Genomic DNA, 15246 nt, shown 5'->3' with positions numbered 1-15246 from the left:
GGGCCGCCCCTATTCGGCGGCGGACTGCCGCCGTCCGCAGCGTACGTAGCGTGCGGCGGCGCTGAGGATCGCGTACGCGAAGAACAGCGCGAGGACGATCTGCGCGGCGACGGGCAGATCCGGGAGGAGACCGGAGCCGGAACCGGAGACCGGGCCGGAACCCGTACCGGGACCCGCGGCGAGGACGATGCTGCTGACGGTGTTCATGGAGCCCGTGTGCCCCCGTACCGGGCACGGGAACACCAGGAGTCCCCACTCCCCCCTTACGGACGACGGCGGACCGTCCCCGTTCGACCGTCCGCCTGGCGCGTTCGACGCCTCTCGCCACGGTTTCAGGTCGGCCGGGATTCGCACGACTGAAAACGCGATGATGGGGAAAGCGCGTGAGCAGAGCACCGGACATCACGGGGGACGTCAGGTGTGCGACAGGACGGATGGTGCTTACGGTGCGGGAAGCGACGATGACGGTGACCATCCCCTTCAGTGCCAGCGCGACCTACGACGGAGCGCCCGGCACGATCGGGGAGGCCCGGGACTTCGCCGGGGACTTCCTCGTGCGGGCCGAGGCGCTGCACGGCGTTCCGGTCACGACGGGGACGGCCGGGACGGTGAAGCTGGTGGTCAGCGAGCTGGTCACGAACGCGGCGAAGTACGCGCCGGGTCCGTGTCTGCTGGACCTGGCGATCGGCCGGGACCGCACGGGCCTGCCCGATCTCCAGATCACGGTGTGGGACACGGACGACAGCCTGCCGCGGCCCGGCGCACCGGACCCGGAGCGGATCGGGGGCCACGGCCTGGAGCTCGTCCTCGCGCTCTGCACCCGGTACGACATCCAGCGGCTGGCCGGGGGCAAGCGGGTGCGGGTGCACGTGGCGCTGCGGTAACGCGCCGCAGGGGCTCCCAGGGCCCCGCCTTTCACCCCGTATAGCCCCTTAAAACTGCACAACTCCGGCGGGAGTAGGGTAATGGAAACGTAAAGTTGATCAGTTTCCGCTCCCCTGGAGGGCCCCATGGGAACCCGCCGCTCCACCCTGCCCGGCATCGGCACCCAGTACGACTTCATCACCGAAGGCGGCCGCCACCTCTCCGTCGTCGTGCACCACGACGGCCGCCGCTTCCTCGGCTTCTACGACCAGGACGACCCGGACGCCTGCCAGCAGGCCGTCCCCCTCTCCCAGGACGAGGCCACCGCCCTCGCCCACCTCCTGGACGCCGCCCCGATCGACGCGGTGCGCACCAGCGGCATCGACCTGGTCACCGAGCACATCCCCGTCACCTCCAAGTCCCCGTACGGCGGCAAGCTCCTCGGCGACACGAAGGCGAGGTCCCGTACCGGAGCCTCGATCGTGGCCGTACTGCGCCGGGCCAGCGCGCACCCCTCCCCCGAGCCGGGCTTCCGCCTCGCCATCGGCGACACCCTGGTCGCGGTCGGCACGCGCGAGGGCGTGGACGCGCTCGCGGAGATCATCGCGGGCACCGCCCCGCTCACTGACGCCGACGAAGACTGAGGCGGACGGACCACACCATGCACGACACCACCGCCCTCCTCATCGAACTCGGCGCGGTCATCCTCACCCTGGGGATCATCGGCCGCCTCGCCGGGCGCATCGGCCTCTCCCCGATCCCGCTCTACCTGCTGGCCGGGCTCGCCTTCGGCCACGGCGGGCTGATACCCCTCGACGCGAGCGAGGACTTCACCGCCGTCGGCGCCGAGATCGGCGTCATCCTGCTCCTCCTGCTCCTCGGCCTCGAATACAGCGCGAGTGAGCTGGTCAGCAGCCTCAAGACGCAGTACCCGTCCGGGATCGTGGACTTCCTGCTGAACGCGGTCCCCGGCGCGGTCGCCGCCCTGATCCTCGGCTGGGGCCCGGTCGGCGCGGTCGCCCTCGCGGGCGTCACCTGGATCTCCTCATCGGGCGTCATCGCGAAGGTCATGACCGACCTCGGCCGCCTCGGCAACCGCGAGACCCCCGTCGTCCTGGGCGTCCTGGTCATGGAAGACCTGGCCATGGCGGTCTACCTCCCCCTGCTGACCGCGATGCTCGCGGGCGTGGGCCTGGCGGGCGGCTCCGTCACCCTCCTCATCTCGCTGGGCACGGTCGGCCTCGTCCTGTACGCGGCCCTGCGCCACGGCCGTCTGATCAGCCGCGCGGTGTCCTCCGACAACCCCGAGATGCTCCTGCTCGTCGTCCTGGGCCTCACCGTCCTGGTCGCGGGCGTCGCCCAGCAGCTCCAGGTGTCGGCGGCGGTCGGGGCGTTCCTCGTCGGCATCGCCCTCTCCGGGGAGGTCGCGGAGGGCGCGCACAAGCTGCTCGCCCCGCTCCGGGACCTGTTCGCCGCGGTCTTCTTCGTCTTCTTCGGCCTCTCCACGGACCCGGCGGACATCCCGCCGGTCCTGGTCCCGGCCCTGATCCTGGCGATCGTCACGACGCTCACGAAGATCGGCACGGGCTGGTACGCAGCCCGGCGCGCGGGAATCGGACCGCGCGGCCGCCTCCGGGCGGGCGGCACGCTCGTCGCCCGGGGCGAGTTCTCGATCGTGATCGCGGGCCTGGCGGTGGCCACGGAACCCCGAATCGGCCCGATCGCGACCGCGTACGTCCTCATCCTCGTCATCATCGGCCCGCTCGCGGCCCGCTGGACGGAACCCCTGGTCATGCGCGCGCAGGGCCGCCGACGCCGGAACAAGCCGGTGGCGGGGCCGCCGACGATGGAGGACATGATCGCGGCGGAGTCGGCTCACCCGACTCCCCAGGGCGAGCCCACACGCTCCTGACCGCACCCTGAGGCCCAGAGAGCTCTGAGAGCACTGGGAGCACTGGGAGCACTGAGAGCCCTTAGAACGCCTTTATCCGACCCCCTGTTAGTTTCTACACTCCTGTAGAAACAACACCGACGGAGACGACGCCATGGCCCTGTGGGACCGCCTCAAGGAAACCGCCTCTTCGATGCAGACCCAGCTGGAGTCCAAGAAGAACGAGCTGAAGAGCGGTGCGTTCCGCGACGCGAGCATGGCGATGTGCGCGCTGGTCGCGGCGGCGGACGGCACGATCGACGCCGCCGAGCGGCAGCGCGTGGCGGCCCTGATCGGCACGAACGACGTCCTTCAGAACTTCCCCGCCGACGACCTCCAGCGCCGCTTCAACGCGTACGTCGGCAAGCTGGAGGCGGACTTCGCCTTCGGCAAGGTGAGCGTCCTCCAGGAGATCGCCAAGGCGAAGAAGAAGCCCGCGGAGGCGCGGGCGGTCATCCAGATCGGCATCGTGATCGGCGGTGCGGACGGGGACTTCGACGCGTCGGAGCAGGCGGTGGTGCGGGAGGCGTGCTTCGCGCTGGAGCTGCCGCCGCACGAGTTCGACCTCTGAGCGACGCCGTGAGGCCGGGCCCCGTATCCGACATGTCGATACGGGGCCCGGCCTCACGGCATGCCAGCCGGTCTCACGGCGTCAGCAGGTCTCGCGGCGTCAGCAGGTCTTCACGGCGTGCCAGCCGGTCTTCACGGCGCGTCAGCCGGTCTTCACGGCCTCCAGCTCGTCCACGGTCCCGGCCATGATGGTCCGCACGTGCTCGGTGATGAGCTCGACCGGCCAGTCCCACCAGGCGACGGCGAGCAGCCGCTCGATGTCCTCGTCGCTGAACCTCTTCCGGATGAGCTTGGCCGGGTTCCCGCCGTGGATCGCGTAGTCCGGGACGTCCGAGGTCACGACGGAACCGGTCGCGATGATCGCCCCGTGGCCGATGCGGACGCCGGGCATGACGGTGACGCCGTACCCGATCCAGACGTCATTGCCGATCACGGTGTCGTCGCCCGGGGGACGGCCCATGAACAGGTCGACGTTGGGCGCCCAGGCGCCTTGAAGCGTCGTGAACGGGAAGGTGGACGGGCCGTCCATGAGGTGGGTGGCCCCGTGCATGATGAACCGGACTCCGGTCGCGAGGGCGCAGAACTTTCCGATGCGGAGGCGGTCGGGGCCGTAGTGGTAGAGGACGTTCTTCGTCTCGAAGGCGAGCGCGTCGTCCGGGTCGTCGTAGTACGTGTAGTCGCCGACCTCGATCAGGTCGGACGTGACCAAGGGCTTGAGCAGGACGACGCGGGGCTGCTCGGGCCAGGGGTGCACGGTATTCGGATCGGTGATCGCCAACTCGGGCGTGGTACGCACGTTCTCACTCATGGTCATCCCTCACTCACTCGCGACTTCACATCTTTCGTACGACGCCCCGCCCACGCGGCGGAGCCGCACATCGGCACAGCCCCGCGCCCCTAGAAGGGCCCGCCGAAGCACTCCACCTTCACCATCTCCCCGGCCCCCCAGTCCTGCTCCCCCGACCCCAGCCTCTCCCACCCCACCCGTTCGTAGAACGCCACCGCTCCCACATCCTCCGCCACCACATCCAGCACGGCCCGCCGCCCCTCCCCCGACTCCGACCCCAACTCCCGTGCCCGCAGCCCCGCTTCCGCCAAGAGCACGCGGCCGACGCCCCACCCCCTCGCCCCCGGCCACACGAAGAGCCGGGCCACCACCGCCGCCTCCCCCTTCCACAGCCCCGGAGCGACGTCCCCCTCCCCGGCCGGCCCCAGCGCCACATGCCCGACGACCCCGACGCCCTCCACCTCGGCCACCCACGCCCCGAAGCCGTCGCCGCCCTTCAGCCAACCCGCCGCATCCTCGGGCCAGTTCCTCGGATACCCGCTCACCTCATGGACGCGGCGCAACACGTCCACACACGTCCCGAGATCGGCCTCCGCCCGCTCCCGGACCACCACCGCACCAGCCCCACCCGCATCAGTACTCATCCCCCCACCCAACAACACCCCACCCACCCCCCGCCCCTTAAATAGCCACCCCGTGCTCCCGCAGCCACGGCATCGGGTCGACCCCCGACCCCAACTGCGGCGTCACCCGCACCTCGAAGTGCAGGTGCGGCCCGGACACGTTCCCCGTCCGCCCGCTCAGCCCGATCGTCTGCCCGGTCACGACCCTCTCCCCCACCCGCACCCCGAACACCGACAGGTGCGCGTACTGCGTGAAGTAACCGTTCCCGTGCCGCAGGATCACCTGGTTCCCGAACCCGTCCCCGCACCCCACGAACTCCACGGTCCCCTCCCCCACGGCCCGCACCGCCGACCCGTCGAAGACCGCGAAGTCCTGCCCGGTGTGCCGGTGCTTCCACCGCCCCCCGGCCTCCGCGTACCCCGACGACAGCGGAGCCGGATCCACCGGCTTCACCCACTGCGGCGCGACGGACCGGTCCGAGGAAGCAGCGGGGGGCGGCGGCCCCAGCGGCACCACCTCCGCCGCGCCCCCGCACGCGGGCCCGGGAGCACCCCCGGACACCACCCACCCCCGCCCCTCCTTCGCGGCCTTCGCCGCGGCCTCGGCCGCCAGCGCCGCCCGCCGCGCCTCCTCCGCCGCCCGCAGCCGCTCCTGCGCCTCCTTGAGCTTCTTCTCGATCTCCTCCCGCGCCGCCGACTGCCGGGCCAGCTCCCCCTTCAGCCTCCCCAGCGCCGCCGCCGACGCCGCCCGGTCCCGGGCGAGCCGCGCCTGTGACTCCCGTACCCGCGTCATCAGCGTGTCCGTGGCGTGCCCGCCGCGCCGTGCCAGCGAGATCCGCTCCATCAGCAGTTCGGGCGACGGCGCGGTCAAGAACCGCACCGCGACCCCGACCCCACCCCCACCCCCCCGGTACTGGCTCCGTGCCAACTCCCCCATGGCAGCCCGCAGTTGATCGAGCCGCACCCGCTCGGCCTCCTCCGCGACGCGCAGCCTCTCGACCTCCCCCCGCCCCGCCTCCACGGCCTTCCGCGCCACCTCGTGCGCCTTCACCGCCACCGACGCCTCCCGGTACAGCCGATCCACCTCGGCCGCCTCCGGTACGGGCTCCAGCCCCCGCGCACCTCCACCCGCCCCCACCACGAGACAGCCCGCAACCGCCACCGTCACCGCACACCTTCGTGTGAATTCGATTCGTCGCATTGACCGACTGTGACAACCCGACACCCGATCAGCCCCGCACCAACCCCGAGGACGCGCGACAGCCTCACTCCGGTGCAGCAATCCGGGCATTCCATCCCATTCCACCCACCGCGCCGCACTGACCCCGGACCCGGTCCCGACGGTCGCCGTCTCCCGCAGCGGCACGGACGTCACCGACACGGGCCGCAGCTCAGGCAAGATGTGATCCCATGATCACCGTTCATCTGAAGTACGAGATCGATCCCGACCGCATCGAGGACTTCGAGGAGTACGGCCGCCGCTGGGTCGCCCTCGTCGACCGGTTCGGGGGCACGCACCACGGCTATTTCCTGCCCAGCGAGAGCGACAGCGACATCGCGTACGCGCTCTTCTCCTTCCCCAGCTTCGCCCTGTACGAGCAGTACCGGGCCGACAGCGCGGTCGACCCCGAGTGCCAGGAGGCATTCGAGCTGGCCCGCCGCACCCAGTGCATCCGCCGGTACGAGCGCCGCTTCCTCCGGCCGCTCGACCCCACGCCCACCTCGTAGAGAACCCTCAGTCCGACGGTGCCCGGCTCATCGCGTTCCCGGCTCGCGGCTCCTGGACCGGTTCGCCGCGATGTTCCGGATCTTCCTCTCGCTGCCCGACTCGGCGAGCAGGGCGAGCACGGGCAGCGACCTCGACCCCTCGGCGAGCAGCCGCTGCATCCAGTACGTGACGTCCGCCAGCTCGCTTGCCGTCGGCACCTGACCGTCCTCGACGGACAGGTAGAACAGCCAGTCGTGGACCCGCCCACGAATGAATTCGCGGTACGACTCCCCCGTGAGCCGGTCGGTCTCCGGCAGCAGTTCCGCCGACCACCGCCGGAACTCGGCGGCACCGGTCGCCTTCCTCGCGATCCTGTCCACGAGGTCGACCACCGCCGTCTTGGAGGCCATCTCGTCCGGATCGCGCAGGATCGCGGCCACGATCGCGCGGTCCCCGTCGCGGCTCCGCGCCGCAGCGGTCACCTGCACGACACGTCGGTACGCGCACGAGCGCACGTGCCCGTCAGCGACGGCCTCGTCGACGTCCACGTCGATGATGGCGGCCCCCGCCAGCAGTGCGGCCACATCCGCATGCAAGGTCATCGCTCCTTCCCCTTCCCCCTCCCCCCCCCCTCCCCCGTCACGCGGCCCGCAGGACGAAGAACAGGAAGCACACGAAGGCCCCCGAGGGCTTGTCCACGAAGGCTTCGGGGAACTTCTCGCGGGCACCGGGCGCGGGGAACGGTTCGCTGATGACGTCGATCCGGAAGCCCGCCGAGGTGAAGGCGTCGGTCATCGCGTGTAGCGGCCGGTGCCAGAAGGACATCACGGCGGTGTGCCCGCCCATCGTCCATTCCTCCGAGCGCCGGTACGTCGCGAAGTAGTCGGCGGCGTCCGGCTGTACGAGGCCGATGACGGGGTGGTCGACGGACACGAGCAGTCGGCCGCCCGGAACCAGCACGCGCCGCAGTTCGGCCAGCGCCGCCGTCCAGTCCTCCAGGTAGTGCAGGACCAGCGACGCCACGACGTCGTCGAACGCGGCATCGGGAAACGGCAGCGGGCCGCCCAGCTCCGCGAGGTGCAGCTCCGTGTCGTCCCCGAGCCGCTTCCTGGCCAGCTCCAGCATCTGGGCGCTGGAGTCGAAACCGGTCACGATCGCACCCCGCTCGCGCAGCGCCGCCGCCAGCGGCCCGGCCCCGCAACCGGCGTCGAGCACGCGTCGCCCGGTCACGTCCCCGGCCAGGTCCAGCATCGCGGGCCGCTCGTAGTAGGCGTTGTGAAGACTGGTCTCGTTCTTGGCCGCGTACGCCACGGCGAAGCTGTCGTAGTCGTTGGGTTCAGCCTGAACGGAAGTCATACGGTCGATCTTGACACGCATGTCCCGTCCGGTGCCGGGGAGTTCAGCTCCGGCCGAGGTCGATCTCCACCGGGAAGGGGGCCGCGACCGTGACGAGACCGCTGAACACTCCGCCGTCCCGGTAGGTCCCGGTCGCCGGGTCGAGGACGTACGCGTACAGCATCGGCGCACCGGTCACGGCCTGCTCGACCCGCCAGTAGAAGGCGATACCGGCCTTGGCGTACTGGTCCGTCTTCACGATCCGGTCGGTGGTCTCGGGCCCCGGCGAGACCACCTCCACGACCAGCAGTACGTGCTCCGGCCGCGTGGGCGTCACGTCGATGGTGTCCGCGCGGTACACCACGACGTCCGGACGCCGGTTCGTGAGCGGGACATCTTGCAGGCGTACGTCGAAGTCGGTGTCGGCGTTCCAGTCGGACCCGGCAGCGGCGTCCAGGGCGTTCGCCAGCAGCCGGGCGAGCCGGTCGTGACGCTTGGACGCGCTGGGGCTCACGACGGCCATCCCGTCCACGATCTCGATACCCGCACACTGCTCCTCGGACCAGGACTCGTACTGCTCCGCCGTGATCTGTTCGTGCATCCACGCAGGGGCTGCCGTCTCAGCAGTCATGACGCACCTCCCGGCCACCGTGCGAGCGGGTCCGATCCCGCCCGATTCTCCGTACTGCCCCGGCTTCGGCCTCGTCGTTCCCCACGACGGGCCGGGATCCGCCACCCTCGTCGTCCCGGGCCGGACCGTCGCCGGGGCGCGACGAGCGCCCGGCGCTCAGAAGACCGGGTCCGGGGACGGAACCGGGCCGACGGCCGCCCAGTCCTGGCCGGAGCACTCCTCCCGGAGGGCGTCTTCGAGCTGGGGGTACGCCCGACGACAGGGTGCGCACAGGGTCTCGTCGGCGACGGGGCGGAAGGCGTGGTCGCCGGGGCCGTCGCAGGTACGCATCGCCTTGGGCGGCCCCGGTACGGCGATCGGCGGCGGGGTGGCTGCTCGCATCGCCTCGGAGGCGGCCAGGGCGGCTCCGTCGGGGACGTTCCGTCGCAGCCGGACGGTGACGAACCCGGCGGCGTTGTCGATCGGCTTGTCGGGCAGGCCGTGGGTGAGCGCGTGGTGGATCTCCCAAACCGGAACCCCGCTGCGGATCTTCTCGGCGACGATCCCGGCGAGGTAGCGGACGTTGCGGAAGGTCAGGCGCAGGTCTGCCCTGTCCATCCACAGCTCCCTCAACAGGCGCTCCGCGATGGCGAATTCGGGTGCGGAAGCGAGCTGCGGCTCGTTCGCATCCTCCGCGACCGCGACCGCTGCTTGCGCTGCGGGCCGCCTGGGTGGGCGGGTGGGGTATGTCTTGCTCTTCGTCTGAGAAGTACCGGTAGAGCCGCCGCCCCTCCGAGACCCCGGCTGTCCGACGGTCGGCTGCCGCCCGTCGGAGAGCGGGACCACATCGGTCTCACCCGCCCGCAGCGCCCGGAACTGGTCCTCCGTGAGGGGCACGTTGCTCACCCACTGCTCGGTGTACCAGAGGCCACGGGCCCCCTGCGCCCGGTAGTCGTGCACGTACCCGTACCGCACGAGTTGCTTCTTGATGCGCTTGTACGCGGCCGGGGTGATGCCCAGCTCCTCCGCGTAGTCGCCCAGGGGGAGGTACTTGTCGTCCGAGGGCCTCAGATCGCCCACGTATGCGAGGAGAAGGCGCGCGTCGGTGTCGAGTTCGGTCCGAGTCAGCAGACTCTTGGCGACCTTCGCGAACGCGCGAGTGGGAGAGATAGCATGCAGGAACATTCTGCGGGCTCCTTTGGAGAGCTTCGTTGGGTGAGGCCCTCGCCCGGTGCGTCTAACACCGACGGGGGCCGCTCTACGCGCCACAGTGGGCGCGGAGAGTGATGACGCGGTCACCGTAGCGCATCAACTCCACTCTCTGTAACCAGAGTTGAGAAGCGATCGTTTACGGACGCAGACGCACCCGAACGGTCTTCCCCCGATCACTTCCCGCCCGCAGGAACCAGCTCAGGTCACCCAGCCGCCGGACCAGCTGGAGCCCTCTCCCGCCCTCGTCGTCATCGACGGCGCGCACGAACCCCGCGACCGGGTCCGATACGTCCACCAGCAGCGCGCCGTCCTCCAGTACGGCCAGCCGCAGCCAGCCCACCCGGCCTGATTCGCAGCCGTGCCGGACGGCGTTCGTGACCAGCTCGGAGACGACGAGTACGGCGTCGTCGATGTCACCGGTCCACCCGAGGACGGTCAGGTACGTGCGGGTACGCGTCCGGGCGAGAGCAACCGCGCGCGGGTTCAGGGCACACTCCGTGGACCACTCGCGGGCGACTACGGCGAGGCGCTCCCCGCCCGTTTCGGATGCATGTCCGAACACCGGTTCCCGCTGCACGTCCATGGATTTTCGGTCTGCGGCCAACTCAGCCTGGGTATCGGTGAGTTCCATGCCAGCAGGTTCGCTCATCATGAGTGGAAGCGTGTCAGCGGACGGCTACTGTCGGTAGTTCAACTGGGGCGTCAAAGTGAACTTGCGGTTCGGGTGAGAATCCGCTGCGGCCCAAGTGGGGATTTTTGCAACACCATTGAGGGCTCGGTGCGGTTCGCTGCGGGAGGCGAGACACATGGGAGAACAGAGCAAGGGCAGGAGCGGGAAGCCGCTCATCTGGAAGGTCTTCGGGCTTCAGCAGAAGGCACTGCGGACTCATCGCGGGCTGACCCAGGAACAGTTGGCCGCGCTCACCGCACGCAGGTACTCCCTGTCAACGGTCCAGAAGATGGAGGCCGGATCGCTGCGGCCCCAGCCTGACTACGTGACGGACGTGGACGAAGCGCTGGGAGCGGAGGGCATGCTCGTCGCGATGCTTGAAGAGTTGGGCAAGCCGGGATATCCGGACTTCTTCCAGGGCTATGCCGACACCGAGGGCCTGGTGCAGCGGCTCTACAAGTACGACACGCACGCTATCAATGGCCTGTTGCAGACCGAAGCACACGCCCGTGCAGTCCTCAGCGCTCGCATTCCTCTACTAGAGGAGGACGAGATCGAATTCCGCGTCCAGGGACGCCTCGAACGGCAGACCCTGCTCACGCGGAAACCATCCGCGACCCTGTGCTTCGTCATCGAGGAACACGTGCTCCGGCGTCCGATCGGCGGCCAGCGCGTCCACAAGGAGCAGTTGGACCACTTGGTGGCCTGCGCCAAGATGCGCAACATCTCCATCCACGTCGTACCGACCGAGGTCGAAACCCACGCAGGTCTCGACGGGCCCATGACGCTCCTGACGACCGAGGAGGGGCGGTCCGTCGCGTACGTGGAGTACCAGGGTGGCGGGTCCGTCTTCTACGCGAGCCCCAAAGAGGTGGACGCGCTGGAACAGCGGTATGCGATGATCCGATCCAATGCCCTTCGGGCACCGGAGAGCATGAAGTTCATCGAGGAACTGGCAGGAGCACTATGAACAACGTGCCCCCGAACTCAGCTTGGTTCAAGTCGAGTTACAGCGGCAACGAAGGCGGCGACTGCATCGAGGTCGCCTACGACGGCTGGCACAAGTCCAGCTACAGCGGTAACCAGGGCGGCGAGTGCGTCGAAATCGCCACCTGCGCCTGCGCCGACGTCCACGTCCGCGACAGCAAGCTCGGCGATGCCTCCCCCACCTTCGACGTGAAGCCCGCCACCTGGACGGCGTTCGCCACCTTCGCGGCGGCGCACACCGTCTGACCCCGGCTGGGAAGCCGTAAGCGGGGGCGGCGGCGCGGCCCCCGCCACGGCGAGGGTCAGCCCGGCTTGACTGCCCGGGTCGCGAAGTAGTTCGACAGGTAGGCGGCGGACGCGTTGGACTGATGCGGCGCTTCCGCGAAGCCGGTGACGACGAAACCTGCGGCGAGCTGCCCGCCGATCTGGTCGGTGAGGGTGTGGCTGTATTCGAGAGCGGCCTCCGCGCCGAACTTCGTGGCGCGTTCCTCGGCGGAGTACTGCGTGACATCGCTGTAAGGCAGCTTGTGCACGACGATCAGCTCGCCGCGCTCGTCGAGAGCCTCGTGGTCGAACAGGTACGCATCAGGGTTGAGGAAGCCCGCGAGCAGCGTTCCGCCCGGTCGCAGGACGCGGAAGCACTCGCGCCACACCGGGGCCAGGTCCGGTACGAAGAGGTTCGAGACCGGATGGAACACGACGTCGAAGGTCGCGTCGGCGAAGGCGCTCAGGTCGCGCATGTCGCCCTGGACGGTGCGGAGTTCGAGCCCGTCGCGTGCCGCCACCTTCTCGTCCTGGCCGAGCTGGCCGGGTGAGTTGTCGAAGACGGTGACCCGCGCTCCCGCTGCGGCGAGGATCGGGCCCTGCTGGCCACCGCCGGAGGCCAGGCACAGCACGTCCTTGCCGGTCAGGTCCTTCGGCAGCCAGGAGCGGTCGACGGGCGCATGCCCGATGAGGACGATCGACCAGTCGCCCTTGCGGGCACGCTCGACGGCCTCGGCGCTCACCGGCCTCGACCACTCGTTGCCCTCTTGGACGTACTTGTCCCAGGCTGCCCGATTGTGGGCAACGGGGTCGACACCCTTGTCCTGCACGATTGACTCCCTGCTGCGGCCGAGCGGATATGTGTGGTGCTGACAGTTCGGCGTCGCCAGCCAACACGATCGCGGGGCGCGGGCTCAACGGAATTGGCGGGCGTCGAGGCGTTCACGGCGGCCGACAGGTCTCGCAGCCGTACGAGCACCGCAGCGGTTCACCCTCGCCGCCGCGTCCCCGACGTCCACCGCCGTCCAGGCACCGCATTTCCCTGCCGCTGCCTCCCCGCACGCAGCATGGGCAAGAGCTACCCGTACAGCGATCAGCTCGGACCGGCCCGGCTGCACCGCCACCGGGGACATGGCCGGGCCCCGTCTGCTCCCGGAGCTGTTGGGCGGGGGGTGTCGGGGGTTGGTCCGGGTCGGGTGGTTGGTGGGGCCGCTCCCTTGCCCGCCCGTCCCGCCCCCGGGGGGGGCGGCTACAGCGTGTGCGCCCAGCTCGTCTCCCCGGCAGCCCGGGGGCCACGCCTTCTGGAAGTCGCTCGCGTCCTGACCGTACGGGAGCGGATCAGGCGACGGCGCCCAGAATCGGTGACCATACGGAGCCGGTCAGGACGGCCGCGGCCTGCTGCGGGGAGAGCGGGGGCGCGGGGCGGGTCGGCTTCGGGATGCCGGTGTTGAAGTCGCCGCCCGTGTTCCACTGCACCAACTGCACTTGTGCACCGGTGGACTTCACGGTGAGCGTCGTCGTCCAGCGGTGGGCCGGCTCGCGGCCGTCGGCGTGCTTGTCCGCGATCTTCTCCTGCATCAGCAGGGCCCCGCCGGGGAGAGTGGCACTGCTCGGCAGCTCCTTCAGCTCGCAAGTGTCGCCCTCGGCGCGCGGAGGTGTCTGCTCGGCCTCGCAGCTCAGGCCCTCGCCGTCCTGGAGCGGCAGCTTGAGGCGCATGGCGGAGACGCCGACGTTGGCGAGGCCGCGGCCGTCGTCGAAGGTGAAGCCGCCGTTGGCGACGTAGCCGCCGGACGGGTCGGAGGGGTTGTTGCTCTGCCCCTCCTTCTTCGCGTACGTGCCGCCGGGGAACGACTTCTCCACGGCCTGGATCATCTGCGCCCCGGTGATCGCGGAACGGGGCGCCGCGAAGGCCACGGCCTCCATCCCCTCCCCCTCCCCGCCGTGCCGGGCCCGGTCCAGTACGCCGGGCATGACCAGACCCGCCACCGCGATCACGGCGCAAGCCCCCACGCCCGCACCGAGGTTGCGCCGATTGCGGCGGCTGCGGCCGCGCTTGACGGCTCCGCCGACGAGGTGGTCGAGGTCGGGGTCGAGGTTGTCGGTCGAACGGTCCAGAGCGTCTGCGAGGTCTGCTTCGAAGGGCATGCGGATGTCACCTATTCGCTGGGTGGCGGGAAGGGGGGCTCCTCGTACGGGAGCGCTCAGTGCGTCGGTACGAGGTCGGAGAGGGTGTCGCCGAGCAGGGCACGCGCCCTGGCGAGGGCCCGGGTGCCCTGGGAACGGACCGCGCTGCTGCTCAGCTTGAGCATGTGGGCGGTCTCCTCGATGCTGTGCCCCTCCCAGTAACGGAGCAGCAGAACTGCCCTGTCCTTGGGCGGGAGTTGACCGAGCGCGTCCAGCAGGGTCAGCCGCAGTGCGGTGTCCGGACCTTTCGCCGCGCTGTCGGGCATGGTGCCCGTCGGGCGCTCGCCGGAACTGCTGCGGCGCTTGAGCGTGAGGAAGGTCCGTACGAGCACGGTCTGCGCGTACGCCGCCGGGCTCTCCGCCCGGGCCACCTTCTTCCAGTGCACGTACACCCGGCTCAGGGTCTCCTGCACCAGGTCCTCGGCGAGGTGCGAGTCACCGGCCGCGAGCACGTACGCCGACCGGTACAGCGGCCTCGCCCGCGCGCTCACGAACTCCAGGTACTGGTCCTCCTGTGCTGGCTTCACTCGGCCCCCGCCTGCTCTCTTGTGCTGTGATCCCCGTGCATACCCCTTTGACTACGCGGGTCGCCAAGATGTCGCGCGCCGACGCCACAATTCTTCGCGGGCGTCTCGGCACCCCCTCAGCAGACCTCCCCGGGCACCTCGCCCAGATACCCGTCCACATCCACCGCGCTGCTCCGCACCATGCCACGACCGTACGCAGGGGATGCGGGCCCGGCAGGGGAACGGGGCCTTAGGGTCTGACGCCGTCCGCCCAAGGGAGGCATCACCAGGGATATACTTGGTTACACGTTTGATATCTCCGGAGGTGCAGCTATGAGCAGGACCGTAATAGATGTCGACGACACCCTCCTCGCTGCCGTGGCCCAAGCCCTCGGCACCAGCACCAAGAAGGACACCGTGAACTCCGCTCTGCGCGAGGTTCTGGAGACGCGGCGACGGGCGCTGGCCCTGACCCGGCTGCGGGCCTCCGCTGCGGAAGGCGCCTTCGACCTGGAGTCCCTGGAGGACAAGAGGAACTACCGACGGTGAGCGCGGCCCAGTTCCTCATCGACACGAGCGCCCTGGCCCGCCTCCTGCGCGGTGATTCCGAGCAGCACGGCTGGGATCAGGCCGCCGCCGCGGGGCTCATCGCCACCTGCCCGCTGACGGACCTCGAATTCTTCTTCAGCGCCCGGAGCGCGGCAGACCGCGCGCGGGGCGTCGAGGACATACGGGTGCTGTTCGGCTGGGTGCCGGTCGATGACCGTGCGTACGACCGCGCCTGGCAGGTGCAGCAGCTTCTCACCGAACGCGGTCAGCACCGCAGCGCGGGCCCCGTCGACCTCGTGGTCGCCGCCACCGCGGAACTACAGGGCCTCACCCTCCTGCACCGCGACCGCGACTTCGAGTGCGTAGCCGCCGTCACGGGGCAGGCGCTCCAGTGGTACGGGCCACAGGGGGCCAAGTAGGACGGGCCCGCACTGGCCCCGGTCACCG

The 15246-nt window shown here is 70.1% G+C and carries 21 protein-coding genes; 9 read left to right on the top strand and 12 right to left on the bottom strand.

Features of this window, described 5'->3' with window-relative positions:
* Positions 1-9: 9 nt before the first annotated feature.
* A complete protein-coding gene (locus OG897_RS01880) occupies positions 10-207 on the bottom strand; it encodes a hypothetical protein (protein ID WP_266652209.1) in 198 nt (65 codons plus the stop codon).
* Between the two features lie 176 nt (positions 208-383).
* On the opposite strand from OG897_RS01880, the gene OG897_RS01875 reads away from it, so the two are divergent.
* The 4 genes from OG897_RS01875 (at position 384) to OG897_RS01860 (ending at position 3365) form a co-directional block, all read left to right on the top strand.
* Positions 384-884, top strand: coding sequence for an ATP-binding protein (locus OG897_RS01875; RefSeq protein ID WP_266652207.1), 501 nt, complete (start codon positions 384-386; stop codon positions 882-884).
* A 126-nt stretch (positions 885-1010) separates the two neighbouring features.
* Positions 1011-1508, top strand: coding sequence for a cation:proton antiporter regulatory subunit (locus OG897_RS01870; protein ID WP_266652205.1), 498 nt, complete (start codon positions 1011-1013; stop codon positions 1506-1508).
* A gap of 17 nt (positions 1509-1525) precedes the next feature.
* Positions 1526-2776 carry a cation:proton antiporter gene (locus OG897_RS01865; RefSeq protein ID WP_266652203.1) on the top strand — a complete coding sequence of 417 codons (1251 nt, stop codon included), beginning with the start codon at positions 1526-1528 and terminating at the stop codon, positions 2774-2776.
* Between the two features lie 133 nt (positions 2777-2909).
* Positions 2910-3365, top strand: a complete 456-nt coding sequence (locus OG897_RS01860) for a tellurite resistance TerB family protein (protein ID WP_266652201.1) — start codon at positions 2910-2912, stop codon at positions 3363-3365.
* A gap of 141 nt (positions 3366-3506) precedes the next feature.
* Here the strand turns inward: OG897_RS01860 and OG897_RS01855 are convergent, their stop codons facing one another.
* The 3 genes from OG897_RS01855 to OG897_RS01845 form a co-directional block, all read right to left on the bottom strand.
* The gene (locus tag OG897_RS01855; protein ID WP_266652199.1) at positions 3507-4172 is read right to left on the bottom strand and encodes a CatB-related O-acetyltransferase; all 666 of its coding nucleotides are present in this window, start codon (positions 4170-4172) and stop codon (positions 3507-3509) included.
* A gap of 89 nt (positions 4173-4261) precedes the next feature.
* On the bottom strand, positions 4262-4795 hold the full coding sequence (locus OG897_RS01850; RefSeq protein ID WP_266652197.1) for an N-acetyltransferase: 534 nt from the start codon (positions 4793-4795) through the stop codon (positions 4262-4264).
* Positions 4796-4832: 37 nt separating this feature from the next.
* The gene (locus OG897_RS01845; protein ID WP_266652195.1) at positions 4833-5975 is read right to left on the bottom strand and encodes a M23 family metallopeptidase; all 1143 of its coding nucleotides are present in this window, start codon (positions 5973-5975) and stop codon (positions 4833-4835) included.
* Positions 5976-6184: 209 nt separating this feature from the next.
* On the opposite strand from OG897_RS01845, the gene OG897_RS01840 reads away from it, so the two are divergent.
* Positions 6185-6502 carry an NIPSNAP family protein gene (locus tag OG897_RS01840; protein WP_266652193.1) on the top strand — a complete coding sequence of 106 codons (318 nt, stop codon included), beginning with the start codon at positions 6185-6187 and terminating at the stop codon, positions 6500-6502.
* A gap of 27 nt (positions 6503-6529) precedes the next feature.
* Here OG897_RS01840 and OG897_RS01835 read toward each other — a convergent pair whose 3' ends face one another.
* The 5 genes from OG897_RS01835 to OG897_RS01815 all read right to left on the bottom strand — a co-directional run bounded on the left by OG897_RS01835 (position 6530) and on the right by OG897_RS01815 (position 10270).
* Complete coding sequence (locus OG897_RS01835; protein ID WP_266652191.1) at positions 6530-7084, bottom strand: hypothetical protein; 555 nt, start codon at positions 7082-7084, stop codon at positions 6530-6532.
* A gap of 37 nt (positions 7085-7121) precedes the next feature.
* On the bottom strand, positions 7122-7838 hold the full coding sequence (locus OG897_RS01830) for a methyltransferase domain-containing protein (protein WP_266652189.1): 717 nt from the start codon (positions 7836-7838) through the stop codon (positions 7122-7124).
* Between the two features lie 43 nt (positions 7839-7881).
* Complete coding sequence (locus OG897_RS01825; protein WP_266652187.1) at positions 7882-8448, bottom strand: Uma2 family endonuclease; 567 nt, start codon at positions 8446-8448, stop codon at positions 7882-7884.
* Positions 8449-8604: 156 nt separating this feature from the next.
* Complete coding sequence (locus OG897_RS01820; protein ID WP_266652185.1) at positions 8605-9612, bottom strand: hypothetical protein; 1008 nt, start codon at positions 9610-9612, stop codon at positions 8605-8607.
* 163 nt (positions 9613-9775) lie between these two features.
* The gene (locus OG897_RS01815; protein ID WP_266652183.1) at positions 9776-10270 is read right to left on the bottom strand and encodes an ATP-binding protein; all 495 of its coding nucleotides are present in this window, start codon (positions 10268-10270) and stop codon (positions 9776-9778) included.
* A gap of 175 nt (positions 10271-10445) precedes the next feature.
* Between OG897_RS01815 and OG897_RS01810 the strand changes: the two genes are divergently transcribed.
* Positions 10446-11279 (top strand): helix-turn-helix transcriptional regulator, encoded by an 834-nt coding sequence (locus tag OG897_RS01810; protein WP_266652181.1) that lies wholly within the window; start codon positions 10446-10448, stop codon positions 11277-11279.
* 5 nt (positions 11280-11284) lie between these two features.
* Complete coding sequence (locus OG897_RS01805) at positions 11285-11542, top strand: DUF397 domain-containing protein (protein ID WP_266652179.1); 258 nt, start codon at positions 11285-11287, stop codon at positions 11540-11542.
* A 56-nt stretch (positions 11543-11598) separates the two neighbouring features.
* Here the strand turns inward: OG897_RS01805 and OG897_RS01800 are convergent, their stop codons facing one another.
* The 3 genes from OG897_RS01800 to OG897_RS01790 all read right to left on the bottom strand — a co-directional run bounded on the left by OG897_RS01800 (position 11599) and on the right by OG897_RS01790 (position 14271).
* Complete coding sequence (locus OG897_RS01800; RefSeq protein ID WP_266652177.1) at positions 11599-12390, bottom strand: class I SAM-dependent methyltransferase; 792 nt, start codon at positions 12388-12390, stop codon at positions 11599-11601.
* Positions 12391-12898: 508 nt separating this feature from the next.
* Complete coding sequence (locus tag OG897_RS01795) at positions 12899-13705, bottom strand: hypothetical protein (protein ID WP_266652176.1); 807 nt, start codon at positions 13703-13705, stop codon at positions 12899-12901.
* Positions 13706-13761: 56 nt separating this feature from the next.
* Entirely contained in the window at positions 13762-14271 is a 510-nt protein-coding gene (locus OG897_RS01790) for a SigE family RNA polymerase sigma factor (protein ID WP_266652175.1), read from the bottom strand.
* A gap of 312 nt (positions 14272-14583) precedes the next feature.
* Here OG897_RS01790 and OG897_RS01785 point away from each other — a divergent pair, with 312 nt between their 5' ends.
* Complete coding sequence (locus tag OG897_RS01785; RefSeq protein WP_266652173.1) at positions 14584-14799, top strand: type II toxin-antitoxin system VapB family antitoxin; 216 nt, start codon at positions 14584-14586, stop codon at positions 14797-14799.
* Positions 14796-15218, top strand: a complete 423-nt coding sequence (locus tag OG897_RS01780) for a PIN domain nuclease (protein WP_266652171.1) — start codon at positions 14796-14798, stop codon at positions 15216-15218. The genes OG897_RS01785 and OG897_RS01780 overlap by 4 nt, the downstream gene beginning before the upstream one ends.
* Positions 15219-15246 lie beyond the last annotated feature (28 nt).

The sequence above is a fragment of the Streptomyces sp. NBC_00237 genome, from assembly GCF_026342435.1.
Taxonomy (GTDB): domain Bacteria; phylum Actinomycetota; class Actinomycetes; order Streptomycetales; family Streptomycetaceae; genus Streptomyces.
The sequence above is the reverse complement of the archived record's forward strand: the minus strand, read 5'-3'. Positions and strand labels throughout refer to the sequence as shown.

Bases quoted from the DNA above. Each gene is read 5' to 3' on its own strand.
- OG897_RS01855 (WP_266652199.1), bottom strand. From the start codon at position 4,172: ATGAGTGAGAACGTGCGTACCACGCCCGAGTTGGCGATCACCGATCCG.
- OG897_RS01820 (WP_266652185.1), bottom strand. From the start codon at position 9,612: ATGTTCCTGCATGCTATCTCTCCCACTCGCGCGTTCGCGAAGGTCGCC.
- OG897_RS01815 (WP_266652183.1), bottom strand. From the start codon at position 10,270: ATGGAACTCACCGATACCCAGGCTGAGTTGGCCGCAGACCGAAAATCC.
- OG897_RS01865 (WP_266652203.1), top strand. From the start codon at position 1,526: ATGCACGACACCACCGCCCTCCTCATCGAACTCGGCGCGGTCATCCTC.
- OG897_RS01835 (WP_266652191.1), bottom strand. From the start codon at position 7,084: ATGACCTTGCATGCGGATGTGGCCGCACTGCTGGCGGGGGCCGCCATC.
- OG897_RS01785 (WP_266652173.1), top strand. From the start codon at position 14,584: ATGAGCAGGACCGTAATAGATGTCGACGACACCCTCCTCGCTGCCGTG.
- OG897_RS01870 (WP_266652205.1), top strand. From the start codon at position 1,011: ATGGGAACCCGCCGCTCCACCCTGCCCGGCATCGGCACCCAGTACGAC.
- OG897_RS01850 (WP_266652197.1), bottom strand. From the start codon at position 4,795: ATGAGTACTGATGCGGGTGGGGCTGGTGCGGTGGTGGTCCGGGAGCGG.
- OG897_RS01860 (WP_266652201.1), top strand. From the start codon at position 2,910: ATGGCCCTGTGGGACCGCCTCAAGGAAACCGCCTCTTCGATGCAGACC.
- OG897_RS01840 (WP_266652193.1), top strand. From the start codon at position 6,185: ATGATCACCGTTCATCTGAAGTACGAGATCGATCCCGACCGCATCGAG.
- OG897_RS01845 (WP_266652195.1), bottom strand. From the start codon at position 5,975: ATGCGACGAATCGAATTCACACGAAGGTGTGCGGTGACGGTGGCGGTT.
- OG897_RS01795 (WP_266652176.1), bottom strand. From the start codon at position 13,705: ATGCCCTTCGAAGCAGACCTCGCAGACGCTCTGGACCGTTCGACCGAC.
- OG897_RS01825 (WP_266652187.1), bottom strand. From the start codon at position 8,448: ATGACTGCTGAGACGGCAGCCCCTGCGTGGATGCACGAACAGATCACG.
- OG897_RS01880 (WP_266652209.1), bottom strand. From the start codon at position 207: ATGAACACCGTCAGCAGCATCGTCCTCGCCGCGGGTCCCGGTACGGGT.
- OG897_RS01810 (WP_266652181.1), top strand. From the start codon at position 10,446: ATGGGAGAACAGAGCAAGGGCAGGAGCGGGAAGCCGCTCATCTGGAAG.
- OG897_RS01830 (WP_266652189.1), bottom strand. From the start codon at position 7,838: ATGACTTCCGTTCAGGCTGAACCCAACGACTACGACAGCTTCGCCGTG.